Source organism: Pseudomonas sp. 3B-A001-10F (genome assembly GCF_056313565.1).
On record NZ_JBQYFW010000002.1, the window covers coordinates 284,852 to 311,430 of the forward strand.

The following is a 26,579-nucleotide window of genomic DNA, read 5'->3' on the forward strand; positions in this document are numbered from 1 at the left end:
AATCTCCTGGGTGAGCCCCGAGTCTAGCGACAGCGTCAGCACAGAGATAACGACGTTTCGGCCAAACTTGGACGCAAAGACGCGGGATCAGCGAACGATTTCCCACACGTGTTGCCCACCGAACCTACGAAAACCATCCGGGGTTTCCCACGATTTCAATCACCTTGGTCTGACCACCCGGTTTTACAGATGCCGTCTAAGCTCTGGAGGGTCGATTTGCCTTGGTTCACGGAGGACTGAATATGCTGTTGTTGTGGATACTGGTTTTGATCGTTGGAGTGGCGTATCTCGCCCACCGGCGTATTTCACCTCTGCCTGCGTTGGGCATCGTGGCCGTCTACCTGCTGGCGATGGGTATTTTCAGTCATGCGCCGGGCTGGTTGTTGCTGGTGTTCTGGGTGCTGCTGGCGGTGGTCGCTGCCCCGCTGCTGCTGCCTGATCTGCGTCGCAAGCATTTCACTGCGCCGTTGTTCAACTGGTTCCAGAAAACCCTGCCACCCATGTCGCAGACCGAACGCGACGCAATCGACGCCGGCACCGTGTGGTGGGACGGTGAGCTGTTCAGCGGCCGCCCGGACTGGGACAAATTGCTGGCCTATCCCAAGGCGCAATTGAGTGAGGAAGAACAGGCGTTCATTGACGGCCCAACCGAGGAACTCTGCGCGATGGTCACTGACTGGCAGATCGGCCAGTCGATGGACCTGCCACCCGAAGCCTGGGCGCATATCAAGGAACACGGTTTCTTCGCCCTGATCATCCCGAAAGAATTCGGTGGCAAAGGCTTCTCGGCTTACGCCCACTCGCAGGTGGCGATGAAACTCGCTACCCGTAGCGGTGACCTCGCGTCCACCGTGATGGTGCCGAACTCCCTCGGCCCGGCCGAACTGCTGCTGCATTACGGCACCGACGAACAACGCAATCACTACCTGCCACGGCTGGCCCGTGGCGATGACATCCCGTGCTTCGCCCTCACCGGTCCGCTCGCCGGGTCCGATGCCGGTGCGATGCCCGACACCGGGATAATCTGCAAAGGCCAATGGGAAGGTCAGGAAGTCATCGGCCTGCGCCTGAACTGGGAAAAACGCTACATCACCCTCGGTCCTGTCGCGACCCTCCTCGGCCTGGCTTTCAAGGCCTACGACCCGGAGCATCTGCTGGGCGACAAGGAAGACCTTGGCATCAGCCTCGCGTTGATTCCGACCGATACCGCTGGGGTGGAAATCGGTCGTCGTCACCTGCCACTCGGCGCGGCGTTCATGAACGGCCCGAACTCGGGCAAAGACGTGTTTATTCCGCTGGACTTCCTCATCGGCGGTCAGGAGATGCTCGGCAAGGGCTGGATGATGCTGATGAACTGCCTGTCGGTCGGCCGTTCGATCTCGTTGCCGGCAGTCGGCACTGGCGCGGCCAAATTCACCAGCCTGGTCACCGGTCAGTACGCGCAGATTCGCGAGCAGTTCAATGTACCGCTGTCGGCTTTCGAAGGTATTCAGGAAGCCATGGCGCGCATCGGCGGCAACGCCTGGATGATGGACGCGGCGCGGATGCTCACTGCCAACGCAGTGGATCTGGGCGAGAAACCGTCGGTGCTCTCGGCGATTCTCAAGTATCACCTCACCGAACGCGGCCGCGAGTGCATCAGCCACGCCATGGATGTTCATGGTGGCAAGGCGATCATCATGGGCCCGAACAACTACCTGGGGCGTAGCTGGAACGGCGCGCCGATCTTCATCACCGTGGAAGGTGCAAACATCCTGTCGCGCAACCTGATGATCTTCGGTCAGGGCGCGATTCGTTGCCATCCATTCGTGCTGAAGGAGATGGCCCTCGCCGGTCGTGAGGACAAGGATCAGGCGCTGAAAGAGTTCGATGGTTTGCTGCTCAAACACATCGGTTTCGCCGTAAGCAATGCGGCCAGTACGCTGGTGTTGAACCTCGGTTTCGGCCACTTCGAACACGCGCCGGGCGACAAGATCAGCCAAGGCTACTTCCGCGCACTGAACCGTCAGGCAGCGGCGTTCGCCATGCTCGCCGACTTCAGCATGATGTTGCTGGGCGGCGAACTGAAACGTCGCGAGCGTCTGTCGGCACGTCTGGGTGATGTGTTGAGCAACCTGTATCTGGCCTCCGCCGCGCTCAAGCGTTATCACGATCTGGATTCGCCAGCGTACATGGAGCCACTGTTCCGTTGGGCGATGGAAGAAAGCCTCGGCCAATCGGAACGGGCGCTGGATGAATTGCTGCGCAACTTCCCGAACAAGGTATTCGGTTGCCTGCTGCGAGCCATCGTGTTCCCGTTCGGTCGTCGTCACAAAGGCCCGTCGGACAAACTCGGTGCCGAAGTGGCAGGCGTGATTGGTCGCGCCAAAGGTGATCCGGCGCTGGAAGAACTGCTTGCCGGTTGCTATCGCCCGCAGTCGGCAGACGATGCCGTCGGCGCGCTGCAACACGCCAGCGATCTGCTCAATGCTGCGCAGCCGTTGCACAAAAAACTGCACACCTCGCTGAAAAGCGGTCAGGTCAAACCGGTCGCGGGCGAACACGCCATCGATGCAGCGCTTGAAGCTGGAGTATTGCAACCGGTGGAAGCACAGAGCCTGCGCGATGCCGAAGCCGCGCGACGCAAGGTGATCGACGTCGATGACTTCGACAAAGAGGAACTGAAACTGGCAGAGGGCAAAGTCCGCTGATCCTGACAACCATGTCCAAGAGGGCGCGGGAGCTTTATACTCCCGCGCCCGTTTTGCTCTTGAGGACTTATCTCGTGTCCAACGTCGTTGCCGATCATCTTGTTTTGCTCGACCACCTGCGCAGTATCCTGGTCGCCGTAGGTGAGGCCGAACAGGTTCCCGAAGAAAGCCATGCCTTGTTCCTGGAGCGCTTCGACGAACTGCTGGCATCGCTGCCGATCGATCCGATCGAAAGCCAGTACCTGGGCCAGGACATCCTGACTCAAGTGATTAGCCGTTATCCGCAAATCGCCCACCTGATCCCGCGCGATCTGTTGTGGTTCTTCGCCGGCGACTGCCTGCATTACTTGTCCGATGAAGAGATCGACCTGTATCAGGCACTGGAAGAACGTCGCTACGAAGCCGAACAGAACGATGAACCGTTCGACTGGAACCAGGAAAAACAACTGCTGGCGATGTCCGCTCAGGACAGCAAGCACTGATATAACAGTGGGTTGAAGATCAAAAAATCGCAGCCTTCGGCAGCTCCTACAGTGGACTCACGCAATCCTCTGTAGGAGCTGCCGAAGGCTGCGATCTTTTGCTTTGCGCTACAACAACCCTTCACTTTCGGGCAATTCATACGCCATCGCCGCGTTGCTTTCCCCCACTGATTTGCCCGGCTTGCTCAAGGTCGGCTCTTTCTGCAGGCACTCCACCAGATAGTCGATGAACACCCGCAACTTGGGTGGCAGATAGCGCGTCGGCGAATGCAGCAACCACAATCCGCCGTGATAGGACGCGAGGAACGTCCAGTCCGGCAACACCTGCACCACCAACTTTTGCTCAAGCGCGTAACGGGCGGTGAAATACGGCAGGCTGCCGATGCCGATGTGCTGCAACACCGCGCCCAGCCGCACGCCTGTGTGATTGGCGGCATAGCGACCGCGGACACCTACCGTCACCGCCTTACTACCCTTCTTGAATTTCCAGCGCGCATCACTCGGGGTTTCCCCCAGATAAATACAACTGTGATTGAGCAGATCATGCGGGTGAGTCGGTATGCCGTGCTCGGCCAGGTACTGCGGCGTGGCACAGAGCAAGTGGTCGATGGTCAGTAGTTGCCGCCCAACCAGCCCGGCCGGTGGTCGATCGGTGATGCGAATCGCCAGATCGACATGGTCGTCGATCAAATCGACCTGCCGATCCTCCAGCAACAACTCGACATCGACCTTGGGATAACGCCGCAGAAACTCGGGCATGTGCGGATGAATCACAAAGCGCCCTACTGCTTTCGGCACGCTGACGCGCACCAGTCCTTCCGCTTCATGGGTGAACTGGCCACTGATTTCCATCACCGATTTGGCCGCGCTGACCATCTCCTGGCAACGCTTGAAAACCTCTTCCCCGCCGTCACTCAAACGCAGCTTGCGCGTGGTGCGCTGCAGCAACCGCGTGGCCAAGGCTTTTTCCAGCCGCGAAATACTGCGGCTCACCGCTGATGGCGATGAACCCAGTTGCCGAGCGGCTTCAGAGAAACTGCCGGTCTCCACGACCTTGACGAAAATCGCCATTTCACCGAGCAGCGGTAGCGGCAGATTGATGCTCACAGCGCACAAGTCCTTTGATGTTTGAACGGATTATCACGTTATTGCACGATTCATATAATAAAAACAGAAACTTTAATAAGGGCATGGAATATGACGCTTCGCCTCTTTTTCCATAGTGATGACCTCAAGGCTAATGTGGAAGTCCTCGACTGCACGCCCCAAGAGAACGAATTCGCCGTGGTCTTGCGCGCCACACTGTTTCATCCGCAAGGCGGCGGACAGCCGTGTGATACCGGTTGGATCGGTGAAAGCCAGGTATTGCGTGTGGTGCAGGAGCCGGACCGGATCATTCATTTTGTCGACCGGCCGGTGGAACTGGGCATGACCTGCATCCGCATCGACGAACAGCGCCGCCACTTCAATACACGCATGCATTCGGCCGGGCACCTGATCGGGCATTTCGTCCAGGCGCTGGGCTGGATGCCGATCAAAGCCCATCACTGGCCGGATGAAGGCCGAGTGCAATTCAAACCCGGCGACACCGCGCAGGAAGTCGATGCAGAGACCGTTCAACACGGGATCGACCAGTGGATCGAACACGACCTGCCCCGCCTGACCTCACTGCGCGAAGGCGCGCGGGAAATCGGTTTTGGTGAACTGCCCGCCTACGGCTGCGGCGGCACCCATGTACGCAGCCTGAAGGATCTGGGCACAGTCACGATCGCGTCCCTTTCGCAGAAGAAAGGCACGCTGTCCGTCCACTACAGCGTGGATTGAGCATTTCGGACGCTGCCTCACGCAGCGTCCGACGCCGGGGAACCGCATTCGTGGGTTCCGTTGACTATCGATAGATGGACCTAAAAAAATGATGCTAGACGTCGAGCGTCTCGATGAGACGTGCATAAAAAAACTGGCCAACGAAGAAGTCCTCGCCATTCGCGTCAAAGGCTTTTTGCCAGAACCGCTGGCCATTCAGATTGGCGACAAGATTCTCGCTCCAGGCTTTGAGGGTTACATCAACGCCCCCAGTATCGGCCGCATCGGCATGGCATTTTACGAGGCGGAAAATCAGCCGCTGCTGATTGAGGACTACTTCGAACGCGCCACCAGCAACATCGCTGAACTGCGCAATCGCTGCGCGCCCTACTCCTCACCGATCGACACCTTGCGCTGCATGCTCGACGAATCCTGGCCGGCCGGCGCGCACCTGGAAAACCTCTACGGCCGGAAAATGTATGTCGGCCTTTCGCGCGTGGTGAAACCCGGCGTGTGCTTCCTCGCCCATCACGACATCTTCGCCAAGGATGCTCCGGACAGCTTCCAGGCCCGCAGTCTGGAAGCGCAGTTCGCCTGCAACGTCTATCTGAACATGCCAACCGAGGGCGGTGCGTTGCAGATGTGGGACGACGACATCAGCCCGGATCAATTCGATGAAATGCGTGGCGACAGTTATGGCATTGAACCAGCGCTGCTCGGTCCACCTGCGCTTGAAGTCCGACCGCAACCCGGTGATTTCATCATGTTCAACTCGCGGCGCATGCACTCGGTGACCCCGGGCGTGGCCGATCCGCGTTTGAGCCTTTCCTTTTTTGTCGGCTATCGCGGCAATGCTTCACCCCTGACCTATTGGAGCTGAGATGTATTCGAATTATCTGGGCGAGTTTCTGGCGCTGGCAACCATTCACTTTCTGGCTGTGGTTGCTCCCGGCCCGGACTTCGCAGTCACCATTCGCCAAAGCGTACGGTTCGGCCGATTGGTAGGGATCTGCACGGCGTTGGGGATTGGCGCAGGGATTTCCGTGCACGTGCTCTACACATTGCTTGGCGTCGGCGCGCTGATGCACACCACGCCGTGGTTGCTGACCGTGGCCAAAGTGGTGGGCGGTGCTTACATCCTGTATCTGGGCGTCAGCCTGTTGCGCAGCAAACCCAAATCGGCCGTTGAAGGTGAAAAAGCTGCGGACGAGCCCGTGGTCGAACAAACGCTGCTCAAAGCTTTCAGCACCGGTTTTCTGACCAATGCAACCAACCCCAAGGCCACACTGTTTTTCCTGGCCATCTTCACCACGATCATCAGCGCCAGCACGCCCCTGCAGATCCAGGCCTTTTACGGGCTGTGGATGTGCTTTGTGAATGCATTGTGGTTTGTCGTGGTCGCGCTGTTCTTCTCAAGCAATCGGGTTCGCCTGCTGTTCATGCGCATGGGCCATTGGTTCGAGCGCACCATGGGCGTGGTGCTTATTCTGTTTGCAGGCCGACTGATGCTGTCCTGGTAAGCAGATGCAAAACGCAAAAAGGCCCGCCGAATCGCTTCGGCGGGCCTTTTTCTTTATGACAGATGACACAACCACAAATCGCGCGCATACAAAAACGCCGCTCTGTTGAGCGGCGTTTTTGTGAATATGGAGCGGGAAACGAGACTCGAACTCGCGACCCCGACCTTGGCAAGGTCGTGCTCTACCAACTGAGCTATTCCCGCAATGGCGTCCCCTAGGGGACTCGAACCCCTGTTACCGCCGTGAAAGGGCGGTGTCCTAGGCCACTAGACGAAGGGGACACGCTACCCGGAACACATGGTGTGTGTTTCGGTGTCCAGATCCGTATCCGAAGACTTGGTTCTGGTTTCACTCAGCACCGCCCGAAAGCGCTGCTGTTTAAAATTGGAGCGGGAAACGAGACTCGAACTCGCGACCCCGACCTTGGCAAGGTCGTGCTCTACCAACTGAGCTATTCCCGCATTGGCGTCCCCTAGGGGACTCGAACCCCTGTTACCGCCGTGAAAGGGCGGTGTCCTAGGCCACTAGACGAAGGGGACACACTACAACATTCACTCCCTGCCGCGCTTCGCTGTGTGCTTTACGCTGCAAGTGGCGCGCATTCTATGGATGGATTGAGAGGTCGTCAACCCCCTGATATAAATTTATTTAAATCAATGACTTCGACGACCTTTACGGCGGCAATCGGGCTTTTCCGTCGCCCGACGATTGACGCCTATATTCCGCCACTCGCCAAGACGCTATAGTCCACCCACAGTGATGGCAATCTGCACTCGCAGAGCCAGCATTCATATAAGCAGCGTGCGGCCGATACAGATTGAACCTGCCGATCCAACTCGTCGAGCGGCGCTAGGCGGCTAAATGCCCAGCCACTACACTCGCATGCGAACCCTATAAAGAGGTCTTACCGGTGACACCACTCATGATCACCCTGCTAGTCGTAGCCGGGATCGCAATTCTGATCGCCATTGGCTACATGAACCATGTGGTGGAAAACAACAAACTGGAGAAGGCCCGCACCAAGGTCGAACTCAACGACCGCCTGCGCCGTTGCGGCGAACTGACCGAAACCTTCCCCGGCCAGTTCATGACCCCGGCGCTCAAGCTGCTGCTGACCCGTCTGGAACTGAACGTCTGCCAGCGCCTGCTGAACCTGGAAAAAACCAGCGCCACCACCAAATCACGCATCACCGAACTGAGCGCCCTGGTCGCCCAAGGCGAATCGATCCCGGTCAACAACCCACCGGCACCGATCCTGACCGAAGCCAAAGCCAAAGACGTGCGCTTCCTGCTCGAAGCCCTCCACGGCCAGATCACCCGCGCCGCCCACGATGGTTTCCTGCCACCGAATGAAGCCAAACACTGGATCCGCGAAGTTCGCCACATTCTGGTGCTGCTGCACATCGAATTCTTCAACAACCTCGGCCAACAGTCCCTGCAACAAAACCAGCCCGGCCAGGCCCGCCTCGCCTTCGAACGCGGCGTGCAATACCTGCGCAAACAGCAGGATCCGCAGATGTACGCAGAACAACTGCAATACCTGGAAAAACTCCTGGCCCGCGCGAACGCCCAGGTCATGGACAAGATTGCACCGGTTGAAGGTGAAGAAAACCAACTGACCGCCGGCCTCAAAGATGTCGAGGCCGATGCGGACTGGAAGAAGAAAGTGATTTACGACTGATTGCAGATGCTGGAAGAGAAGCCACCGAAAGGTGGCTTTTTTGTGGGCTCGCGGGAGTGAACCTGATAGAAAACCGGTGAATGTGAGGCCGCTTTCGCGAGCAGGCTCGCTCCCACAGGGGGCTGAGTACATCTGACAGAGGTTGGTCGGCTATCCGGCCGCCATCGCGAGCAGGCTCACTCCCACATTGGGACTGAGTACATCCGATAGCGGATTGGTCGGCTATCCGGCCGCCTTCGCGAGCAAGCTCGCTCCCACAAGGGGCGCTGAGTACATCTGACAGAGGTTGGTCGGCTATCCGGCCGCCATCGCGAGCAGGCTCACTCCCACATTGGGACTGAGTACATCCGATAGAAAATTGGTCGGCTGTCAGGCCGCCTTCGCGAGCAGGCTCGCTCCCACAAGGGGGCTGAGTACATCTGACAGAGGTTGGTCGGCTATCCGGCCGCCATCGCGAGCAAGCTCGCTCCCACAAGGGGGCTGAGTACATCTGACAGAGGTTGGTCGGCTATCCGGCCGCCATCGCGAGCAGGCTCACTCCTACATTGGGACTGAGTACATCCGATAGAAAATTGGTCGGCTGTCAGGCCGCCTTCGCGAGCAAGCTCGCTCCCACAGAAAAGCAAAAGCAACGCCCACCTCGCAACCGCATCAGCTTCTCACCACTCAACAGGATGAGCGTTAGCTCGGCTGCCGCTCTTGATCTTGATCCACCAGCGACGTCGGAAGGCTGAGTGGAGGGATTGATCCGGGCGTGGGAGCGCAGCGACCGTTTGGCGCAGCCAAACACAGCGAGAGGAGGTGCAGCGAAGCAAACCGTAGGCGCTGCGCCCGGATCGATCCCGGAGCGAAGGAACCCCGAGCCCCAGCGAGCGGGCCGCACGTAGGAGCAAGCGTTTTTGGTTACTTTTTAGGCGTTTGTAAAAAGTGACCCGCCGTAAGGGCGGAACCCTAATCAGCAACACCCGAAGCAACGGATATCCCCCCAAAACCCCAAGAGCCTGGTCGGCCCAAAGGCCGCCAAGCGTCAAAGCGTCAAAGCGTCAAAGCGTCAAAGCGTCAAAGCCGAAAATGCCCAACCATCCCGCGCAACTCCCCCCCCAACTGCGCCAGCTCAACACTCGAAGCCGCATTTCCACGCATCGCGATCGACGACTGATCCGCACTCGCACGAATACTCGTCACACTGCGATTGATCTCCTCCGCCACCGAACTCTGCTCCTCGGCCGCCGCCGCAATCTGCTGATTCATCTGCTGAATCAACGACACCGCCGCCGCAATACTCCCCAGCGCACTCTCGGTCTGCAACGCATCACTGACCGCCAGCTTCACCAACTCCCCGCTGCTCTGAATCTGCTGCACCGACGAATGCGCCGCCAAGCGCAAAGCACTGACCAGCCGTTCAATCTCCTCAGTCGATTGCTGCGTGCGCCGAGCCAAAGCACGTACCTCATCAGCCACCACCGCAAAGCCCCTGCCCTGCTCCCCGGCCCGCGCCGCCTCGATGGCGGCATTCAGCGCCAATAGATTGGTCTGTTCGGCAACACTCTTGATCACCCCGAGCACCGTGCCGATATTCTGGATTTCAGCACTGAGGCTTTCGATGCTCGAACTGGCCGACGTCGCCGAGTCAGCCAATTGCTCGATGCGCGCCATGCTCTGGCGCACCACCTGCTGCCCACTCTCGACTTTGTCATCCGCCGTTTGCGCGGCCAGCGCCGCTTCTTCGGCGTTGCGTGCAACGTCGTGAACGGTGGCGGTCATCTGGTTCATCGCCGTGGCAACCTGCTCGGTTTCTTCCTTCTGACTGCTGACCTCAAGGTTGGTCTGCTCGGTGACCGTCGACAACGATTGCGCTGAACTGGCCAATTGCTCAATCCCCGCCTGCAAACCACTGACGATGGTACTCAGACCCGCGCCCATCTGTTGCATCGCCAGCATCAACTGGCCAATCTCGTCGCGACGGGTCACTGCCACAGTCGCACTCAAGTCACCGGCGGCAATCTGCTGCGCGACCTGAATCACACTGCGCAATGGCGCGACGATAAGTCGGGTGATCAGCCACGCGGCGAGTAATCCCACCAGCAATGCCAGCGCCGATGAGCCGATGATCAGCAGCGAGTTTTTCTTCAGTTCTGCCTGCATCGCGCCGTCTTCAGCGACATACGCCTGATTCACCCGCTCAACCACTTGGTCGGCACGCTGGTGCAATTGCTCGTAGACGGTTTTTTCCTGCGCGAGCAACCCGGTGTATTCGGCCAATTTGTCGTTGAAACCGGCGATGTGCCCAGACACTTCATTGAGCACGGTGAGATAGCCCTCGTCCTTGACCGTGGTTTTCAATTCTTCGGCCTGCGCCTGCGCTTGTGCGGCCTGTTCGATATTGCCCTTGCCAGCACTGTCGGCATCGCCCTTGCGGCTTTGATCGAGACGAATCCGCGCTTCGTTCATCGCTTGCAGCATCAACCGCGAAACCTGGCTGACCTGACTGGCCTGCTCGATGAACTGTGCGCCGTCCTTGCCCTCGGTGTCCTTCAAGGTATAAGCACCGTCGTCGGCAAGTCCGGCCTGCAATACGTCAAGATTGTTGGCCACACTGGACACCGACCAACTGGCCATTTCCAGCGCCAGGTCCTTGGCCTGAGTCAACGACACAAACTCGTCGAACGCCTTACGATAAGCGCCCAGCGACTGCTGCACATCATTCATGACCGGCACATTCGCCGCCGACTGCGCTTTGAGCTGATCAGCCAGAGCAACCAGTTCGTCGACGCCCTTGCGCAGGGCATCGGCCGTCTTCGGATCGCCCCGCAAGGCATATTCCTGCTCGAGCAGGCGCACCTTGAGCAAGCCACTGTTGAGCGAAGACATCTGTTTCAGCCCGTCGAAACGCTGACTGATGGTTTGCAGGGACCAGACGCCGATGGCCGCCACCAGCGCGGTCAGAAGCAAAACCAGCACAAACCCGATACCCAGTTTTTTCGCCATACCGAGGTTGGCAAAACGTCCTTGCATGGCCGAAATCATTGCGCGTAGTCCCCTGCCATTGTCAGTAGAGCGAAGAGTCGCAACGGCCATGAAGCAGCACAAGTCTCTGGCGTCGGAATAATGGCAAAAAGCTACGCCTGCGTCGTTTTCAGAACACTTGAGGTCGATCCGAACCGGTGTAGCGAAAAAACTGCCGGGCGCGTGGATCACAAGCGTAGGCGACGTTGATGCGCAGCCAATCGCCCGACTCGCCATTGGGACTGAATGCATCAGGCGCTGACAGCAACACGCCGCAACGTTGAGCCTGCCGACGCAGCCGAATCTGATCGGTCATGCGCGAGCGCGCCCAGATGAACAAGCCACCCGCAGGCTTGCCGAAAACCTCCCAGTCGGCGTCCTCCAGCGCCTGCAACGCGGCCGCGCGATCGGCATTCAGGCGTTGACGCTGGCGCTGCACCAGTTTGCGGTAAGCGCCGCTGACCATCAGGCTGGCCAGCACCGCTTCGGTAAACCTTGACGCCCCCAGACCGCTGATCATCTTGACCTGCGCCAGCCGTCTGACCATGTCGCTGTCGGCAAAAACGAAACCGACCCGCAACGAGCTGCTCAGCGTCTTGGAAAAACTGCCCACGTAAATGACTCGCCCCTCATCATCCAGAGCCGCCAGGCGCGTGCCGTTGCCGGTGTGCAAGTCTGCGTAGACATCGTCTTCGATCACGCGCAAATCGTAGGTCTTGCTCAGTTGCAGGATGCGTTGCGCTACGCTCGGCGACAGGCAACTGCCGGTGGGGTTGTGATGATGGCTGTTGATGAATAACGCGCCGGGGCGAAACTGTTGCAGCAACGCTTCCAGTGCGTCGATATCCGGCCCGTTCGGGGTGCGACGCACCTCGAGCATGCGCACGCCGTGCATCCGCAGGAGATCGAACAACGGCGCGTAACCGGGCGTCTCGACCACCACGCAGTCTCCAGCCTTGAACAAGGTGCGCACGATCAGATCAAGCGCATGGCTGGCGCCGCAGGTACTTAGCAACTGCGCACTGCGGGCCTCGATACCGAACAGTTTCAGGCGCTTGGCGATTTGCTCGCGCAACGCTGGAAGCCCCAAGGGCGTGCTGTAGTTGAACAGGCTGGCCATGTCGGTGCGGGCCACCTCGCGCAGGGCATAACTGAGGTCGTCAGGTTCACGCCAGCTATGCGGCAGTCCGCCCGCGCCAAGTTTCAAGCCGCCCGCGGCCTCGCACACGGCATCGCACCAGGCGAACCGGCCCTCGAATGGCGCCAGCTCATCTTCTGCGCCTGTTACCGAGGGCGAGGCGGCGACAATGAACCCGGTGCCCTGGCATGAACTCAGAACACCCTGCGATACCAGCCGCTCACACGCCTCGACCACACACGACTGGCTGAGCAGATTGCCCCGGGCGATTTGCCGCACGGACGGCAAACGGGTGGCCGGCGGTACGCCACTTTGCAGGATCCACTCGGTCAGTCCGTCAACAATCTGCTGCACGACCGGCACCATTGCCTGTCGATCAATTCTCAATTCCATGAGCAAGCAAACTCCTGTCCGTTTTGCTGGCGGCAGTAAATCACAGCCGCGCCGGACAGGCTGTGCGACAACGCCGCCAAAAGCGACCGTTCTAACCGTTTGATACACATTGTTTAAGAGGCTTCACGGAACTGACCGCTGCCCACAAAAAAGCCCGCAACGAATGCGGGCTGTTGTTCTTGGGCGTGATTCAGAAAGCGGTGACGCCACCATCCACTGCCAGCGAGTGGCCGGTGGTGAATGCCGCACCGTCGCTGCACAGGTACAACACGGCACTGGCGATTTCTTCGACCTTGCCGATGCGCCCGACCGGGTGCATGGCGTTGGCGAACTCGCCTTTCTTCGGATCGGCCTCATAAGCGCGGCGGAACATGTCGGTATCGATCACCGCCGGACACACAGCGTTGACGCGGATTTTCTTCTTCGCGTATTCGATGGCTGCCGATTTGGTCAGACCGATCACCGCGTGCTTCGACGCCGCGTAGATGCTCATCTTCGGCGCCGCGCCCAGTCCCGCCACCGAGGCGGTATTGACGATCGCCCCGCCACCCTGCGCCAGCAGCAGTGGCAGTTGATACTTCATACATAGCCAGACGCCTTTGACGTTGACGCCCATGATTGCGTCGAACTCATCCATCGAGCCTTCGGCCAGTTTGCCTTTTTCAATTTCGATGCCGGCATTGTTGAAGGCGTAGTCGAGACGGCCGTAGGTATTGATGACCTCGTCCATCAGATTCTTCACTTCGCTTTCGACGGTCACGTTGCAGCGCACGAAGGTCGCTTCGCCGCCGGCTGTACGAATCAGCGCCACCGTGCCCTCGCCCCCTGCCGCGTCCAGATCGGCGACCACCACTTTCAGGCCTTCGGCGGCGAACGCCTGCGCGGTCGCACGGCCGATGCCGTTGGCCGCGCCAGTGACTACAGCAACCTGACCGGAAAACGTCATGCTCATTGTTATGTCCTCGAAGGGATAGATGCAGGGGATGTATGGAATGGCAGCATAGCCATTGAGGTCTGCCGAGCGTCAGCACTATCCAATGGCTGTTTATGTGCCCATGCGTCGCAGTGATAAAACCGGCCAGGTGATCATCACTGCACTGGATCGGCGTGCATTCGCCGCATCAGCCAACCTTGCGCCAATGCCGGCGAAGGTCTATCAACAAGGCTTCATTCCGTTCGAGTGCCTGCCATGACCAACCAGACCAATCGCCAGTTCCTGCTCGCCAAACGCCCGGTGGGAGCGGCCAACCGCGAGACCTTCACCTATCAGGAAGTACCGGTCGGCGAACCGGCGGCGGGCCAGATTCTGGTCAAGAACGAATACCTGTCCCTCGATCCGGCGATGCGTGGCTGGATGAACGAGGGCAAGTCCTACATCCCGCCGGTCGGTATCGGTGAAGTCATGCGCGCGCTGGGCGTAGGCAAAGTCATTGCTTCGAACAACCCTGGCTTTGCGGTCGGGGACTACGTCAACGGCGCCATTGGCGTGCAGGATTATTTCCTCGGCGAGCCAAGAGGTTTCTACAAAGTCGATCCGAAACTGGCACCGCTGCCGGTGTACCTGTCAGCGCTGGGCATGACCGGCATGACCGCCTACTTCGCCCTGCTGGATGTCGGCGCACCGAAGGCCGGCGACACCGTAGTGTTGTCCGGTGCAGCGGGCGCAGTGGGCAGCATCGCCGGGCAGATTGCCAAGCTCAAAGGCTGCCGCGTGGTTGGCATTGCCGGCGGCGCCGACAAGTGCAAATTCCTTATTGATGAGTTGGGTTTTGACGGTGCCATCGACTACAAGTCCGAAGATGTCGTGGCCGGGCTTAAACGCGAATGCCCGAAAGGCGTCGATGTGTATTTCGATAACGTTGGCGGCGACATCCTCGATGCGGTGTTGAGCCGTTTGAACATGAAGGCGCGGGTGGTTATCTGCGGCGCGATCAGCCAGTACAACAACAAGGAAGCGGTCAAGGGGCCAGCCAACTACCTGTCGTTGCTGGTCAATCGTGCACGGATGGAAGGTTTTGTGGTGATGGATTACGCGGCGCAATACGCCAGCGCCGCGCAGGAAATGGCCGGCTGGATGGCCAAGGGGCAGCTCAAGAGCAAGGAAGATATCGTCGAAGGGCTGGAGACCTTCCCGGAAACGCTGATGAAATTGTTCAGCGGTGAGAACTTCGGCAAGTTGGTGCTGAAGGTTTAAGACCAGCACAAAAACCAATGTGGGAGCGAGCCTGCTCGCGAAAGCGGTGGTTCAGTCGATACTGACTTCGACTGATACACCCTCTTCGCGAGCAGGCTCGCTCCCACATTTGGATCTTCAGTGTGGCTTAGGCGATTTCGGCGACAACCGAAGCCAGCGCCTGCGCCGGATCCGCCGCCTGGCTGATCGGACGGCCAATCACCAGATAATCGGAACCGGCATCCAGCGCCTGACGCGGGGTCAGGATGCGGCGCTGATCGTCCTGCGCGCTGCCCGCCGGACGAATTCCCGGGGTCACCAGTTGCAGCGAAGGGTGCGCAGTTTTCAGTGCCGAGGCTTCCAGCGCCGAGCACACCAGACCGTCCATGCCAGCCTTTTCGGCCAGCGCGGCCAGACGCAGAACCTGCTCTTGTGGCTCGATATCCAGACCGATACCGGCCAGGTCTTCACGCTCCATGCTGGTCAGCACGGTCACGCCGATCAGCAACGGCTGCGGGCCGCTGCGTTTATCCAGCTCTTCACGGCAAGCGGCCATCATGCGCATACCACCGGAGCAATGCACGTTGACCATCCACACGCCCATCTCGGCAGCGGCTTTCACGGCCATCGCGGTGGTGTTGGGAATGTCGTGGAATTTCAGGTCGAGGAATACTTCAAAACCCTTGTCACGCAGGGTGCCGACAATTTCGGCGGCGCAACTGGTGAACAGTTCCTTGCCCACTTTGACCCGGCACAGTTTCGGGTCCAACTGGTCGGCCAGCTTCAGTGCGGCGTCACGGGTAGGGAAATCCAGGGCGACGATGATAGGAGTCTGGCAGGCGGACATGAATGGGCTCTCAGGCAGGTCGAAATCGGCGCGCATTGTAGCGGAACCGGCGGCAGCGCGGCACCCGATGATCGGTAAATCGTCGCGCTGGCCGTGATCAGCATAGCGCTCGCTGCTATTGTGTCGACTCCGATACACAACCGACACGCCAGCAACAAGCACCCGCGCTAGCCTCGCCAGCCGCAATACGTCCTTACATCAGCACTTCCCGCCTCACGGCCGGACGCCTATGCTGAAACCACAACCTCGCAGCCCATCTTTTGTGGTTGGCGGCCTACTGGCAGATGAACAGCCTCATGCACAACACCCAAATGACCGCGACGGATGAGCCTAAAGACGACAAGCGCTGGAGCATTCGCGCGCTGATCGTCGATGATGACGTACCGATCCGCGAGCTGATGATTGACTACCTCGCGCGCTTCAATATCCAAGCCAGCGGCGTCACCGACGGCGCGGCGATGCGTCAAGCGATGCAGGCCGAGCATTTCGATGTTGTCGTGCTGGATCTGATGCTGCCCGGCGAAGACGGCTTGTCGCTATGCCGCTGGCTGCGCGCTGAATCGGACATCCCGATCCTGATGCTCACCGCACGTTGCGAACCGACCGACCGCATCATCGGCCTGGAACTGGGTGCCGATGACTATATGGCCAAACCGTTCGAGCCACGCGAACTAGTCGCGCGCATTCAAACCATTCTGCGCCGGGTGCGCGACGATCGAACCGAACAGCGCGCGAACATTCGTTTCGACAACTGGCGTCTGAACAGCGTCCTGCGCCAGTTGATCGCCGACGATGGTCTGGTGGTGCCGCTGTCCAACGCCGAATTCCGCCTGCTGTGGGTGTTTATCGAACGTCCGCGTCGGGTACTCAGCCGCGAGCAACTGCTCGATGCGGCCCGGGGTCGCTCGATCGAAGCCTTCGACCGCAGCATCGACCTGCTGGTCTCGCGTCTGCGGCAGAAACTCGGCGACGACCCGAAAGCCCCGCAGTTGATCAAAACCGTGCGCGGTGAGGGTTACCTGTTCGACGCGCGGGACATCGGCTGATGCGGGCGCGCTTCGACACGCTGTTCGGGCGCCTGTTTGGCGTGCTGTTCGTGGCGATTGTCCTGGCGCACCTGCTGGCGTTCGCCTGGTTCCGCCTCTACGGGCCACCGCCGCCCCCGCCGCCACCGGAGTTCTCCCAAGGCGCCGAAGGGCAACCGATGGCACATGATCCGCGCTACCCGCCACGGCCACCGCGTCCGTGGTTCGGTGGCCCGGTGGTGCCGCTGACCTTTCAGTTCATCACGCTGATGATCGCGGCCTGGTACGGCGCCAAACTGCTCAGTCGCCCGATCCAGCGCCTGAGCGACGCCGCCGAACGTCTCAGCGAAGACCTCGACAGCCCGCCACTCGACGAGTCCGGCCCGCGGGAATCGCGACAAGCCGCCTACACCTTCAACCTGATGCAGCAACGCATTCGCGAACAGGTGCAACAGCGCGCACGGATGCTGGGCGCGGTCTCACATGACCTGCGCACACCGCTGTCACGCTTGAAACTGCGCCTGGAGAACATCAGCGATGAAAAGCTGCAAGGCCAGATGCGCCAAGACCTCGACGACATGATCGGCATGCTCGACGCCACCCTCACCTATCTGCACGAACAGCGCACCAGCGAAGCCTTGCAGTTGATGGATGTGCAGGCGCTGGTCGAATCGCTGTGCGAAAACGCTCAGGACCAAGGTGCCGACGTGCAGGTCAGCGGCCATTGCGCACCTCTGCCGGTGCAGCCGATGGCGCTGCGTTCGTGCCTCAACAACCTCATGGACAATGCCCTGCGTTATGCCGGCCAGGCACGCATCGAATTGCAGGATCAACGCGAGCAACTGCTGATCCGCGTGATCGACCACGGCCCGGGGATTGCCGAGGACAAGCGTGAAGCGGTGTTTGAACCGTTTTATCGCCTGGAAGGCTCGCGCAATCGCAACTCCGGCGGCGTCGGGCTGGGTATGACGATTGCCCGCGAAGCGGCACAGCGTCTGGGTGGTCAGCTCAACCTAGAAGGAACCCCCGGCGGCGGCCTCACCGCCATCATTCGCCTGCCGCGCACCTGAGAAACAAACACTCCTACAAGGTATTTGGTGTTCATTCCATCGTGTGTACCCACCGGTACAAATCCCACATACCCCCGACAACTTGCGCCCCGACGCTGCATAAGCCGGTACACCCACCGGTTTTCCATTCCAGGGAGTGAATCCGATGATTGGTAGCGTCAGCAACTACACGAGCTATACCAGCACCAGCAGTACCTCCACGCAAAACGCCCGCAGCCAGCAACTGCAAAAAGAACTGTTCGCCAAACTCGACAGCAACGGCGACGGCGCGGTGGATCAGGACGAACTGAAAAGCGCCCTGTCACAGAAATCCGACGACGGCCTGCTGGTCAACCTGAGTAAACAGTTCGGCGATCTGGACAGCGATGCCAGCGGCAGCCTCAGCGCCGAAGAATTGACCGCCATGGCGCCCCCGCCACCGCCACACGATCAAGCACCGGACACTGACCTCGCCGACGCCCTGATCAGCGCCCTCGACAGCGACGGTGACGGCGCCATCAGCAGCGACGAACTGTTCAGCCAACTTGATGCGGATGGCGACGGCAGCGTGACCGCGACAGAACTCGGCAGCGCACTGCAAGCCAGCGACAGCGCGACTTCAACCACCAGCACTGACACCAGTGCCGCGCTGCTCAAGGTTCTCGATAGCGACAGCAGCGGCGGTGTAAGCAGCGACGAGCTGAAAGCGGCTTTACAGGCAGGGCGAGAACGGCCGGATGAAGAACAGACCGCTTCTACCCAGAGCACCACCGAAGCCCTGAACCGCATGATTGCCAATTTGAGCAAACAGTACTCGCTGGAGAAAACGGCGTCGGTGGGCAAGTATTTGAATGTGGCGACTTGAGTCGAAGACACTATTTGCCGCGGACAATCAAAAGCCCCTCACCCTAGCCCTCTCCCAGAGGGAGAGGGGACTGACCGAGGTGTTTGGGAGAGCTACGCCGACTTGAAATACCGAGTCGAACTCAGATTCTGGAACAGATCAAAAGCCCCTCACCCTAGCCCTCTCCCAGAGGGAGAGGGGACTGATCGAGGTGTTTGGGAGAGCTACGCCGACATGAAATACCGAGTCGAACTCAGATTCTGAAACAGATCAAAAGCCCCTCACCCTAGCCCTCTCCCGGAGGGAGAGGGGACTGACCGAGGTGTTTGGGAGAGGTACGCCGACGTGCGATACCGCGTCGAACTGAGGCTTTGAAAAGCACACATTTCAGCCCCCTCTCCCTCGGGAGAGGGCTGGGGTGAGGGGCAGCAACAACGCAAATCAAAAGCCGAACACCCGCGCTCTTCACCACTCAATAGGCCGAGTGTCAGCTCGCCTGCTCTTGATCTTGATCCACAGGCGACGTCGGAAGGCTGAGTGGAGGGATTGATCCGGGCGTGGGAGCGCAGCGACCGTTTGGCGCAGCCAAACACAGCGAGAGGAGGTGCAGCGAAGCAAACCGTAGGCGCTGCGCCCGGATCGATCCCGCAGCGAAGGAACCCCGAGCCCCAGCGAGCGGGCCGCACGTAGGAGCAAGCCTTTTGGGTTACCTTTTCGGCGTTTGGAAAAGGTGACCCGCCGTAAGGGCGGAACCCTAAGCAGCCGTTACCGCAGCAATGGATATACACCCAAACCCAAAACCCAAAACAGCTACCGCCGATCCTCAACCCGCCCCTGACTCTTGCTCCAATCCGTCAACAAACTATAAGCCACCGCCAACAACGTAGGCCCGATAAACAACCCGATAAACCCAAACGCAATCAACCCGCCAAACACCCCAAGCAACACAATCACCAACGGCAAATTCCCCCCGCGGCTGATCAAATACGGCTTGAGCACGTTATCCACCCCACTGATGACAAACGTCCCCCAGATCCCGAGAAACACCGCCATCCCGTACTCACCCTTCCACGCCAGCCAGGCCGTCGCCGGCACCCACACCAACGGCGGCCCCATCGGAATCAGACTCAACAGGAAGGTAACAATCCCGAGCACCAGCGCCCCCGGCACCCCGGCAATCAAAAACCCGATCAACGCCAGAACCGCCTGCGCCGCCGCCGTGCCGATCACCCCGTTGACCACCCGCTGCACCGTACCCGCCACCAACTCGATGTAATACCCGGCACGATCCCCGATCAAGCGCTCCAGCAGACTGTGCACAAACGCCGCCAGTCGCGGCCCGTCACGATAGAAAAAGAACACAAAGACAATGCTCAACGTCAGCTCGAGAATCCCGCCACCAATCTGCGCACTGCGCGCCAGCAGCCAGTTACCGACCTGCCCCAGATAAGGTTTGATCGACACCATCAGCGCGGCGCCCTGCTGATCGATGCTGTTCCACAGCCCGACCAGGCGCTCGCCCACAAACGGCAAAGTCCCCAGCCACACCGGCGCTTCCGGCAGACCGTCGACCTGCACATCCTTGATGAACGCCGTGGCATCACGCACATGATCCCCCACGTTGAACCCCAGCCAGACCAGCGGCGCGGCCACCAGCAGCATCCAGCCCAGCGTCAGAATCCCCGCAGCCAGCGACTCACGGCCATTGAGCCAGCGGGTCAACAGACGCATCAGCGGCCAACTGGCGAATGCCAGCACCGCGCCCCAGAACAGGGCCGACCAGAACGGCGCCATCACCCACAGGCTGGCACCAAACAACACCAGCAGCAGGATCTGCACCAGCAGGCGATCGTTATTGAGCATGTAAGGTCTCGAAAAAGTCAGTCAGGCAAAGAGTAGGCGAACACGCAGTTCGTGCTCGCCCGAAACAGCTTAACGCAACAGATCAATGCGCAGGCCAGAGCCTTCTACACTGCCGGTCTCCATGCGTGCCGCCCGCACGCCCTGATTGATCAGAGCCTGTCGCCAGGCCTCGGCTTTCGGCCCGGACACCGTCACGCGCAACGTCGTATCGAGATTAAGGCCACGGGAAATCAGGCGTAGCCAGGTGTCATCCGGGTCATTCACGCGATCAGGAAAATCCAGCTCACCGGTGCTTTTCAACTGACGCAACAGGGTCGCCGAGGTCGGCAGCAGCTCACCCAACGGTGCAGCCGCCTCGAACTGTTCGACATGCAGATAGGCTTTGCGGTTGCCGCGCGTGATGCTGTAAAGCGCCACCAGCGTGTTGTCACGCGGTGCGGCCAGTCTCAACAACAGATACGCCTGTTGTTCGTCAGCACCGTACAACTTGGCGTTGCCGAACACCTCGTTGGCCCACAGGCTGCTTTCACCGCAATCACGCGCCTGACACCAGAACAGCAATTCGGCGTCCTGCTTTTGCAGGGCTTCACGAGCGGCAGTAAAGGCTTCGGTGGCGGAGTGTTCGGGGGGCAACTCGTAGGTCACCGAAGTGGTCTGGCCACGGGCGGTGACCTGACCGTCGAAACGCAGCTGCCCGCTGATCTTGCGGATCGAGCCCAGCGGATAGATCCGCTCAAGCTCCACAGGCGGGCGGTAGTCGACGATCTGTGCATCGGCCAGACGCGGCACGATCTGCAGATCCTGACTGCCCGGCACATCGGCGGCAAACGAAACGGTACTGAAACAGCACAGTGCCAACAGACTGAGTGACCGCATAGTCAGGCTCATCGGATCGGCAATGCTGGATGATTCGAGGTCGCAGCGGTATAGAAATCCATCGTAGTTGTCTCCCATTTCAACCCGTCCAGCCTCGACAGTTGCCTGCGGCAAGTCAAGGAATGGCGAAGAACCGATTGAAACAGTCTGCGACAAGGTCCGCTCCGGCCTCATCGTTCAGGTGCAAATGGTGCCCGCCCGCCAACTGTTCCCGGCTAAAGGGTAGACGCTCCAGCAGCTCCGGATGTTTGGCGAGCATGCCGTCAGCCGCGACCACCAGTTGCGCCGGGCAACTGACCCGAAGTGCGAAAGCCATTGCCTGTTCCTGGGTCAGACGCAGCGGCGATGGCAGGGTCAGGCGATTGTCGGTGCGCCAGGTGTAACCGCCGGGCACCGGCATCAGACCGCGCTGGGCCAACAATTCAGCCGCCTCACGGCTGACCGCCACCAGACCTTTCATGCGCGCTTCGATGGCACGGTCGAGGGTGCTGTAAACCGGTTTGCGCTTCTCGCGCAGATCCAGTTGCGCTTGCAGGGCCATGCCCATGCGCTCGGCTGCATTTTCGCCTTTGTCTGTAGGAGGAATGACGCCGTCGATCAGCGCCAGATGGCTGATGCGCTCCGGCAGCGAACCCGCCAGCACCAGCGAAACAATCGCGCCCATCGAATGCCCGAGCAGGCCGAAACGTTTCCAGCCCAGTTGCTCGGCGACCTGCAGCACGTCATGGGCGTAATCCCACAGCGCATAGCCGGCGCCGTTCGGCCGGTGCCCGGAATGTCCGTGCCCGGCCATGTCCAGCGCGATGATGCGCAAGCCTTTGAGCTTCGGCGCCAGACGGGCAAAGCTGTTGGCATTGTCGAGCCAGCCATGCAGTGCAATCACCGGCAGCCCGTCCTCGGGACCGAATAAATGCGCGGCCAGTTCGATATGCGGCAGGCTCAGGCGCACTTCTTCGAAGGTCGGACTCATGCGCAATCCTTGTTCTGACGGTGCTCCCAACGGGTAAACAGATTCTTCAACAACCGCGCGGTGTCCTGCGGACGCTCAAGCGGGAACATGTGGCCGCCGGGCATGCTCAACGCCTCGCCCTGGGCCAGACGCGAAACGAAACGGGTGTGATGGCGCATGACCACACGGCTCTTGTGCCCGCGCACCACCGCCAGCGGCACCTGTAATTGCCGGGTGCGTCCGGGGCTGGTGTGCGGCACGCCGCGATAGATGCTGATTTCGGTCGCCGGATCGAAGCGCAGGCGCAGCTTGTCGCCGACCTGGTGCAAACCGTGCTGCAGGTAGGCATCGAAGCATTCCGGGTCGAAACCACGGAACAGTGTCTTGCCAGCAAAATAGCTGCGCGCACTGTCGAGGTCGGCGAACTCTTCGCGGCGCCCCAGCGTCCGTCCGGCCGGGGTCAGTCTGTCGATGAAGCCAAAGCGCTTGGCCGCGCGGATTACCCACTGATCAGTGCGGGTCAGCACCGGCGAATCGAGCATCACCACGCCGCGATACAGCTCAGGGCAACGCAGCGCCGCGTGCAAGTGCAGTACGCCGCCGAACGAATGGCCGACGCCCCACACCGGCTGATCCTGCTGCTGCAAATGGTGGATCAACTCGTCGACGAGGTTGTACCAATTGTCATCCGCCGGAAAACGCGGGTCATGGGCATGCTGCTCCAGATGCGCAACCCGGTACTCGGGCGCCAGCGCCGCGAACAACTTGCCATACGTGCCCGAAGGGAAGCCGTTGGCGTGGGCGAAAAAGATCGGTTGCGACATGCTGGCAAATCCATGAGCGGGAAACGTGGCGTTGATTGTCCGTAAGACCGCGCCTTACAGCAATGACCGTAACTGCCAGGAATGATGACAGTCCGGTCAGCGTGATGGTGTGTCAGAGAGATCGCGTCCCCCCTCACCCCAGCCCTCTCCCCCAGGGGGCGAGGGGGAAAGGGAGCCGATCTGCATGAATTTCAAAACCTGAGTTCGGCTCGGTATCTCAGGTCGATGTACTTCGAATAAACCACTCGGTCAGTCCCCTCTCCCTCTGGGAGAGGGTTAGGGTGAGGGTGGCTGCTCACCCAACGGCACCACCGCCATGGTCAACCGCGACACACAACTGGCCTTACCTTCATCACTGGTCAAGCGAATGTCCCACACATGCGTGGTGCGACCAATGTGAATCGGCTTGGCCACCGCCGTCACCCGCCCACTGCGCAAGCCGCGCAGATGGTTGGCGTTGATCTCAAGTCCCACGCAGTAAAACTTGCTGGCATCGATGCACAGATAGCTGGCCATCGAACCGACGGTTTCCGCCAGTACCACCGAGGCGCCACCGTGCAACAAACCATAGGGCTGATGGGTGCGATGGTCGATGACCATGCTCGCGGTCAGCGATTCTTCGTCGAACGCTTCGAAGCGGATGTCCAGCACTTCGCCGATGGTGTTCTTCTGGATTGCGTTCAACTGCTCGATGTTCGGAGTGGTTCGCCACAAGCTCATCGCAGACTTCCTTTGTTGTTTTAGTGGTCGCTCAATCCTGCCACAGCACCGCCTCGCTGCGCTCGCTCCATTCTTCGAAACGCGCGCCATAGGTGTCTTCGATGACGTTGCGCTTGATCTTCAGGGTTGGCGTGAGGAAGCCGTTTTCCACCGCCCAACTGTCCTTGACCACCACCAGTCGACGCAGGCGTTCGTGCTTGTCGAGCACGGCGTTGACCTCTTCGAGGAGTTTTTCCAGGCTCGAATGCAGGCTCGCCCGGCCCTCCTCCTGATTGACCGTCGACAAGACGCACAAGCCGAGTGGCGCGCTTAGGCCGTCACCTACCACACACACCTGTTCAATCCGCGAATGCACGGCCAAGCGATTTTCGATCGGTGCCGGGGCAACATATTTGCCCTTGCTGGTCTTGAAGATTTCCTTGAGGCGACCAGTCAGGCGCAGGCGCCCTTCAGCATCCTGCTCGCCCTTGTCGCCAGTGCGCAGAAAGCCGTCCTCGGTCAACGTTTCGGCGGTTTTCTGCGGTTCCTTGAAATAGCCGAGCATGTTCGCCTGACTGCGCACCTGCACCTCGCCCGACTCATCGATACGTACTTCGACATCCGGGCACGGCTTGCCGATCCAACCCTGCTTGTATTGCCCCGGCAGGCAGATGTGCGAGTAGCCGCAACTCTCGGTCATGCCGTAGACCTCCAGCACATCCAGGCCAAGTTTCTGATACCAGGCGAGCAAGGTCTGCGGCACCGGCGCGGCACCGGATAACGCCACTCGCAAAGCATCCAGCCCCAGGCCTGCCAGTACCTTGTGACCAACGCGCTTGCCAATGAATGGCAGACCGAGAAGAAAATCCAGACGTTTCGCCGGGATCTTGCTGTACACGCCCATCTGGAATTTGGTCCAGATGCGCGGCACACCGAACATCGCGGTCGGCCGCGCTCGCTGCAGGTCAGTGATGAAGGTCTCAAGGCTCTCGGCGAAGAAAACCGTCTGCCCGGTGTAGATCGACGCCAGTTCCACGAACATGCGCTCGGCGACGTGGCACAGCGGCAAGTACGAGAGCAATCGATCGTTCTCGTTAAGCCCGAACAGTTGCGTGCCGCGCGTCGTGGCGAAACCGAGATTGGCAAAACTGTGCATCACGCCTTTGGGCAGGCCGGTGGTGCCGGAGGTGTAAATGATCGTCGCCAATTGCTCGGCATCGGGACGGGGATCATCCTGAATCGGCGAACTGCGCTGCAAGTCGGCCCAAGTAAAATCGAAATCCCCGGGCGGGTGCAGTGGCAAGCTGATGGTCGGCAGATCCGCCGGCACGCCTTTGCACATGCCCGGCCAGTCGTCGAGCTTGCCGATGAAGGCCAGGACGCTTTCCGAGTGATTGAGCACTTGCGCGACAGAGTCGGCGGTGAGGTTGGGATACAGCGGAACGGAGACGTGCCCGGCCATCCAGATCGCCAGGTCGGCGATGATCCAGTGCGCACAGTTTTTCGAGATCAGGGCGATATGGCTGCCCTGCGGCAACTCCCGCGCACGCAACCAATGTGCGGCGCAGCGGGCCTGATGGCCAACATCCGCCCAGCTCAGCGTCTCGACCTGGCCGCCGCCAATGGGCTGCACGAGGAAGCGCTGGCGCGGGTGCCGGGCTTCACGTTCGTAGAACACGTCCAGCGGCAAACGGAAGGCGGCAGACATGCGACTCGCTCCTGTTTTTTGGGTCTGGAGCAAGCGTAGTCAACCAAGCAAGTGCTTGGTTGGAAAATTCACACAAATAATTTCAGGCTGTACGCGGTACCTGTAGGCCTTCGCCTGCTCGCGATAGCGGGTTGTCAGTCGACATAAATAGCGACTGATATACCGCTATCTCGAGCATGCGAAGGCCTACAGGGTCGGTGTTTACAATTTCAGGGATGTTTGAGGCTGTTGAGGTTCATCGAGCCGATCAGCAGTTCAGGGCTTTCCAGCTCCGCCAACCCGGCAGTACTGACCTTCTCCGGCGGATACCCGGCGCCATGTTGCAGATAACTCAGCAGATTGCCCACCAGCGGGTTGTGACTGACCAGCAGGACGTTGCTCACCGACACCAGTTGATCGGTGACCTTGTCCGGATCAACCTCCGGCGTCAGCCACTCGACCGTGCGAATCTCCGGCTCGAAACCCAGCGCCTCACGAACTATCTGCGCAGTCTGTTGCGCGCGCAGATAAGGGCTGGCGTAGATCGCCGTCAGCGGTTGGCCGATCAAATGGGCCGCGCTGTTCAAGACTTCTTTACGGCCGTGATCGGTCAGTTCCCGTTCGGAGTCGGGGCACGAGCCGTAAGGCACGGCTTCACCGTGACGTAATACCCAGAGTTTCATAGCTTGGGTTCCTCATCTCGAACCGGATGCGGTGCCGGTGCGACGGCGTGCGGCGCTTCACCTTCCGGAGTACGCGGGGTTGGCCAGTCGGCGAACGGCCACGGTTTCTGGTCGCTGTGGAAACTGCCGAAACGGCCGATCTGCGCCAGAAACTGGCTCAGGCTGTCGCCGAAATTCATCAGGCTGGCGCTCGGGGCGCCATAGATCAAACGATAGATCAGTTGCACCAGCACCACCGCGCCGAGGATGAACTGCGCCACTTGCCAGACCAGCACGTAGACGATCATCCACAACACGCGCAGAAGGATGGATTCGTACTTGGCTTCGGTTTTCGGATCGTTCATGAC

Annotated in this window: 24 protein-coding genes, 4 tRNA genes and 1 pseudogene; 11 read left to right on the forward strand and 18 right to left on the reverse strand. The window is 59.9% G+C overall.

The genetic code is table 11. The features are described 5' to 3' along the window. Positions 1-242: 242 nt before the first annotated feature. Both AC0ZWN_RS03695 and AC0ZWN_RS03700 read left to right on the forward strand, forming a co-directional pair. Entirely contained in the window at positions 243-2,690 is a 2,448-nt protein-coding gene (locus AC0ZWN_RS03695) for an acyl-CoA dehydrogenase (RefSeq protein ID WP_476334088.1), read from the forward strand. 74 nt (positions 2,691-2,764) lie between these two features. Continuing rightward, positions 2,765-3,172, forward strand: coding sequence for a PA2817 family protein (locus AC0ZWN_RS03700; RefSeq protein WP_039760212.1), 408 nt, complete (start codon positions 2,765-2,767; stop codon positions 3,170-3,172). A 108-nt stretch (positions 3,173-3,280) separates the two neighbouring features. Here the strand turns inward: AC0ZWN_RS03700 and AC0ZWN_RS03705 are convergent, their stop codons facing one another. After that, positions 3,281-4,279, reverse strand: coding sequence for a LysR family transcriptional regulator (locus tag AC0ZWN_RS03705; protein ID WP_186620447.1), 999 nt, complete (start codon positions 4,277-4,279; stop codon positions 3,281-3,283). 90 nt (positions 4,280-4,369) lie between these two features. Here AC0ZWN_RS03705 and AC0ZWN_RS03710 point away from each other — a divergent pair, with 90 nt between their 5' ends. The 3 genes from AC0ZWN_RS03710 to AC0ZWN_RS03720 all read left to right on the forward strand — a co-directional run bounded on the left by AC0ZWN_RS03710 (position 4,370) and on the right by AC0ZWN_RS03720 (position 6,495). Then, on the forward strand, positions 4,370-4,996 hold the full coding sequence (locus AC0ZWN_RS03710; RefSeq protein WP_476334089.1) for an alanyl-tRNA editing protein: 627 nt from the start codon (positions 4,370-4,372) through the stop codon (positions 4,994-4,996). 88 nt (positions 4,997-5,084) lie between these two features. Beyond that, positions 5,085-5,855, forward strand: coding sequence for a 2OG-Fe(II) oxygenase (locus AC0ZWN_RS03715; RefSeq protein ID WP_007908184.1), 771 nt, complete (start codon positions 5,085-5,087; stop codon positions 5,853-5,855). 1 nt (position 5,856) lies between these two features. After that, positions 5,857-6,495, forward strand: a complete 639-nt coding sequence (locus AC0ZWN_RS03720; protein WP_476334090.1) for a LysE family translocator — start codon at positions 5,857-5,859, stop codon at positions 6,493-6,495. A 127-nt stretch (positions 6,496-6,622) separates the two neighbouring features. Here AC0ZWN_RS03720 and AC0ZWN_RS03725 read toward each other — a convergent pair. From AC0ZWN_RS03725 to AC0ZWN_RS03740, 4 genes are all read right to left on the reverse strand, one after another. Continuing rightward, positions 6,623-6,698 (reverse strand) — tRNA-Gly (locus AC0ZWN_RS03725). Between the two features lie 2 nt (positions 6,699-6,700). Then, positions 6,701-6,776: transfer RNA gene (locus AC0ZWN_RS03730), tRNA-Glu, on the reverse strand. A 104-nt stretch (positions 6,777-6,880) separates the two neighbouring features. Then, positions 6,881-6,956 (reverse strand) — tRNA-Gly (locus tag AC0ZWN_RS03735). Positions 6,957-6,958: 2 nt separating this feature from the next. Beyond that, positions 6,959-7,034 (reverse strand) — tRNA-Glu (locus AC0ZWN_RS03740). A 383-nt stretch (positions 7,035-7,417) separates the two neighbouring features. Between AC0ZWN_RS03740 and AC0ZWN_RS03745 the strand changes: the two genes are divergently transcribed. Then, positions 7,418-8,176, forward strand: coding sequence for a hypothetical protein (locus AC0ZWN_RS03745; RefSeq protein ID WP_476334092.1), 759 nt, complete (start codon positions 7,418-7,420; stop codon positions 8,174-8,176). Positions 8,177-9,235: 1,059 nt separating this feature from the next. Here the strand turns inward: AC0ZWN_RS03745 and AC0ZWN_RS03750 are convergent. The 4 genes and pseudogenes from AC0ZWN_RS03750 to AC0ZWN_RS03765 all read right to left on the reverse strand — a co-directional run bounded on the left by AC0ZWN_RS03750 (position 9,236) and on the right by AC0ZWN_RS03765 (position 13,665). Beyond that, positions 9,236-10,117 carry a methyl-accepting chemotaxis protein gene (locus AC0ZWN_RS03750; protein WP_427120779.1) on the reverse strand — a complete coding sequence of 294 codons (882 nt, stop codon included), beginning with the start codon at positions 10,115-10,117 and terminating at the stop codon, positions 9,236-9,238. Then, positions 10,097-11,419: pseudogene (locus AC0ZWN_RS03755) on the reverse strand (HAMP domain-containing protein); the annotation flags it as partial. The gene AC0ZWN_RS03750 and the pseudogene AC0ZWN_RS03755, both read right to left, overlap by 21 nt. Next, a complete protein-coding gene (locus tag AC0ZWN_RS03760; protein WP_476334093.1) occupies positions 11,313-12,713 on the reverse strand; it encodes an aminotransferase-like domain-containing protein in 1,401 nt (466 codons plus the stop codon). The gene AC0ZWN_RS03760 and the pseudogene AC0ZWN_RS03755, both read right to left, overlap by 107 nt. A gap of 190 nt (positions 12,714-12,903) precedes the next feature. Next, positions 12,904-13,665, reverse strand: a complete 762-nt coding sequence (locus AC0ZWN_RS03765) for an SDR family oxidoreductase (RefSeq protein WP_007917441.1) — start codon at positions 13,663-13,665, stop codon at positions 12,904-12,906. A gap of 103 nt (positions 13,666-13,768) precedes the next feature. Here AC0ZWN_RS03765 and AC0ZWN_RS03770 point away from each other — a divergent pair, with 103 nt between their 5' ends. Both AC0ZWN_RS03770 and AC0ZWN_RS03775 read left to right on the forward strand, forming a co-directional pair. Next, entirely contained in the window at positions 13,769-13,906 is a 138-nt protein-coding gene (locus AC0ZWN_RS03770) for a hypothetical protein (RefSeq protein WP_460091920.1), read from the forward strand. Further along, entirely contained in the window at positions 13,903-14,907 is a 1,005-nt protein-coding gene (locus AC0ZWN_RS03775) for an NADP-dependent oxidoreductase (RefSeq protein WP_414871747.1), read from the forward strand. Before AC0ZWN_RS03770 ends, AC0ZWN_RS03775 begins: the two co-directional genes overlap by 4 nt. Positions 14,908-15,034: 127 nt before the next feature. Here AC0ZWN_RS03775 and pyrF read toward each other — a convergent pair whose 3' ends face one another. Continuing rightward, a complete protein-coding gene (gene pyrF / locus AC0ZWN_RS03780) occupies positions 15,035-15,733 on the reverse strand; it encodes an orotidine-5'-phosphate decarboxylase (protein WP_175559628.1) in 699 nt (232 codons plus the stop codon). Between the two features lie 296 nt (positions 15,734-16,029). Here pyrF and AC0ZWN_RS03785 point away from each other — a divergent pair, with 296 nt between their 5' ends. The 3 genes from AC0ZWN_RS03785 to xopAW all read left to right on the forward strand — a co-directional run bounded on the left by AC0ZWN_RS03785 (position 16,030) and on the right by xopAW (position 18,672). Beyond that, a complete protein-coding gene (locus tag AC0ZWN_RS03785; RefSeq protein ID WP_476334094.1) occupies positions 16,030-16,779 on the forward strand; it encodes a response regulator in 750 nt (249 codons plus the stop codon). After that, positions 16,779-17,828 carry a sensor histidine kinase gene (locus tag AC0ZWN_RS03790; RefSeq protein ID WP_476334095.1) on the forward strand — a complete coding sequence of 350 codons (1,050 nt, stop codon included), beginning with the start codon at positions 16,779-16,781 and terminating at the stop codon, positions 17,826-17,828. Before AC0ZWN_RS03785 ends, AC0ZWN_RS03790 begins: the two co-directional genes overlap by 1 nt. Positions 17,829-17,973: 145 nt before the next feature. Next, on the forward strand, positions 17,974-18,672 hold the full coding sequence (gene xopAW / locus AC0ZWN_RS03795) for a XopAW family type III secretion system calcium-binding effector (protein ID WP_476334096.1): 699 nt from the start codon (positions 17,974-17,976) through the stop codon (positions 18,670-18,672). A 789-nt stretch (positions 18,673-19,461) separates the two neighbouring features. On the opposite strand, the gene AC0ZWN_RS03800 is transcribed toward xopAW, so the two are convergent. The 8 genes from AC0ZWN_RS03800 to AC0ZWN_RS03835 all read right to left on the reverse strand — a co-directional run bounded on the left by AC0ZWN_RS03800 (position 19,462) and on the right by AC0ZWN_RS03835 (position 26,576). Continuing rightward, entirely contained in the window at positions 19,462-20,514 is a 1,053-nt protein-coding gene (locus AC0ZWN_RS03800) for an AI-2E family transporter (protein WP_116256259.1), read from the reverse strand. Positions 20,515-20,583: 69 nt separating this feature from the next. Beyond that, a complete protein-coding gene (locus AC0ZWN_RS03805) occupies positions 20,584-21,390 on the reverse strand; it encodes a DUF4892 domain-containing protein (protein ID WP_093442271.1) in 807 nt (268 codons plus the stop codon). 115 nt (positions 21,391-21,505) lie between these two features. Continuing rightward, the gene (locus AC0ZWN_RS03810; RefSeq protein ID WP_476334097.1) at positions 21,506-22,360 is read right to left on the reverse strand and encodes an alpha/beta hydrolase; all 855 of its coding nucleotides are present in this window, start codon (positions 22,358-22,360) and stop codon (positions 21,506-21,508) included. After that, positions 22,357-23,163, reverse strand: coding sequence for an alpha/beta fold hydrolase (locus tag AC0ZWN_RS03815; protein ID WP_476334098.1), 807 nt, complete (start codon positions 23,161-23,163; stop codon positions 22,357-22,359). Before AC0ZWN_RS03815 ends, AC0ZWN_RS03810 begins: the two co-directional genes overlap by 4 nt. 276 nt (positions 23,164-23,439) lie before the next feature. Then, positions 23,440-23,883 (reverse strand): hotdog fold thioesterase, encoded by a 444-nt coding sequence (locus AC0ZWN_RS03820; protein WP_095051070.1) that lies wholly within the window; start codon positions 23,881-23,883, stop codon positions 23,440-23,442. A 31-nt stretch (positions 23,884-23,914) separates the two neighbouring features. Continuing rightward, complete coding sequence (locus AC0ZWN_RS03825; protein WP_476334099.1) at positions 23,915-25,570, reverse strand: AMP-binding protein; 1,656 nt, start codon at positions 25,568-25,570, stop codon at positions 23,915-23,917. Between the two features lie 209 nt (positions 25,571-25,779). Beyond that, entirely contained in the window at positions 25,780-26,232 is a 453-nt protein-coding gene (sixA, locus tag AC0ZWN_RS03830; RefSeq protein WP_095051068.1) for a phosphohistidine phosphatase SixA, read from the reverse strand. Continuing rightward, positions 26,229-26,576, reverse strand: a complete 348-nt coding sequence (locus AC0ZWN_RS03835; protein ID WP_008087808.1) for a DUF4389 domain-containing protein — start codon at positions 26,574-26,576, stop codon at positions 26,229-26,231. The genes sixA and AC0ZWN_RS03835 overlap by 4 nt, the downstream gene beginning before the upstream one ends. Between the last annotated feature and the right edge of the window lie 3 nt (positions 26,577-26,579).

Excerpts from the sequence above, each read along its gene's own strand:
- AC0ZWN_RS03695 (WP_476334088.1), top strand. The coding sequence starts at position 243 with ATGCTGTTGTTGTGGATACTGGTTTTGATCGTTGGAGTGGCGTATCTC.
- AC0ZWN_RS03710 (WP_476334089.1), top strand. The coding sequence starts at position 4,370 with ATGACGCTTCGCCTCTTTTTCCATAGTGATGACCTCAAGGCTAATGTG.
- AC0ZWN_RS03715 (WP_007908184.1), top strand. The coding sequence starts at position 5,085 with ATGATGCTAGACGTCGAGCGTCTCGATGAGACGTGCATAAAAAAACTG.
- AC0ZWN_RS03720 (WP_476334090.1), top strand. The coding sequence starts at position 5,857 with ATGTATTCGAATTATCTGGGCGAGTTTCTGGCGCTGGCAACCATTCAC.
- AC0ZWN_RS03745 (WP_476334092.1), top strand. The coding sequence starts at position 7,418 with ATGATCACCCTGCTAGTCGTAGCCGGGATCGCAATTCTGATCGCCATT.
- AC0ZWN_RS03750 (WP_427120779.1), bottom strand. The coding sequence starts at position 10,117 with ATGCTGGCGATGCAACAGATGGGCGCGGGTCTGAGTACCATCGTCAGT.
- AC0ZWN_RS03760 (WP_476334093.1), bottom strand. The coding sequence starts at position 12,713 with ATGGAATTGAGAATTGATCGACAGGCAATGGTGCCGGTCGTGCAGCAG.
- AC0ZWN_RS03765 (WP_007917441.1), bottom strand. The coding sequence starts at position 13,665 with ATGAGCATGACGTTTTCCGGTCAGGTTGCTGTAGTCACTGGCGCGGCC.
- AC0ZWN_RS03770 (WP_460091920.1), top strand. The coding sequence starts at position 13,769 with ATGCGTCGCAGTGATAAAACCGGCCAGGTGATCATCACTGCACTGGAT.
- AC0ZWN_RS03775 (WP_414871747.1), top strand. The coding sequence starts at position 13,903 with ATGACCAACCAGACCAATCGCCAGTTCCTGCTCGCCAAACGCCCGGTG.
- pyrF (WP_175559628.1), bottom strand. The coding sequence starts at position 15,733 with ATGTCCGCCTGCCAGACTCCTATCATCGTCGCCCTGGATTTCCCTACC.
- AC0ZWN_RS03785 (WP_476334094.1), top strand. The coding sequence starts at position 16,030 with ATGCACAACACCCAAATGACCGCGACGGATGAGCCTAAAGACGACAAG.
- AC0ZWN_RS03790 (WP_476334095.1), top strand. The coding sequence starts at position 16,779 with ATGCGGGCGCGCTTCGACACGCTGTTCGGGCGCCTGTTTGGCGTGCTG.
- xopAW (WP_476334096.1), top strand. The coding sequence starts at position 17,974 with ATGATTGGTAGCGTCAGCAACTACACGAGCTATACCAGCACCAGCAGT.
- AC0ZWN_RS03800 (WP_116256259.1), bottom strand. The coding sequence starts at position 20,514 with ATGCTCAATAACGATCGCCTGCTGGTGCAGATCCTGCTGCTGGTGTTG.
- AC0ZWN_RS03805 (WP_093442271.1), bottom strand. The coding sequence starts at position 21,390 with ATGCGGTCACTCAGTCTGTTGGCACTGTGCTGTTTCAGTACCGTTTCG.
- AC0ZWN_RS03810 (WP_476334097.1), bottom strand. The coding sequence starts at position 22,360 with ATGAGTCCGACCTTCGAAGAAGTGCGCCTGAGCCTGCCGCATATCGAA.
- AC0ZWN_RS03815 (WP_476334098.1), bottom strand. The coding sequence starts at position 23,163 with ATGTCGCAACCGATCTTTTTCGCCCACGCCAACGGCTTCCCTTCGGGC.
- AC0ZWN_RS03820 (WP_095051070.1), bottom strand. The coding sequence starts at position 23,883 with ATGAGCTTGTGGCGAACCACTCCGAACATCGAGCAGTTGAACGCAATC.
- AC0ZWN_RS03825 (WP_476334099.1), bottom strand. The coding sequence starts at position 25,570 with ATGTCTGCCGCCTTCCGTTTGCCGCTGGACGTGTTCTACGAACGTGAA.
- sixA (WP_095051068.1), bottom strand. The coding sequence starts at position 26,232 with ATGAAACTCTGGGTATTACGTCACGGTGAAGCCGTGCCTTACGGCTCG.
- AC0ZWN_RS03835 (WP_008087808.1), bottom strand. The coding sequence starts at position 26,576 with ATGAACGATCCGAAAACCGAAGCCAAGTACGAATCCATCCTTCTGCGC.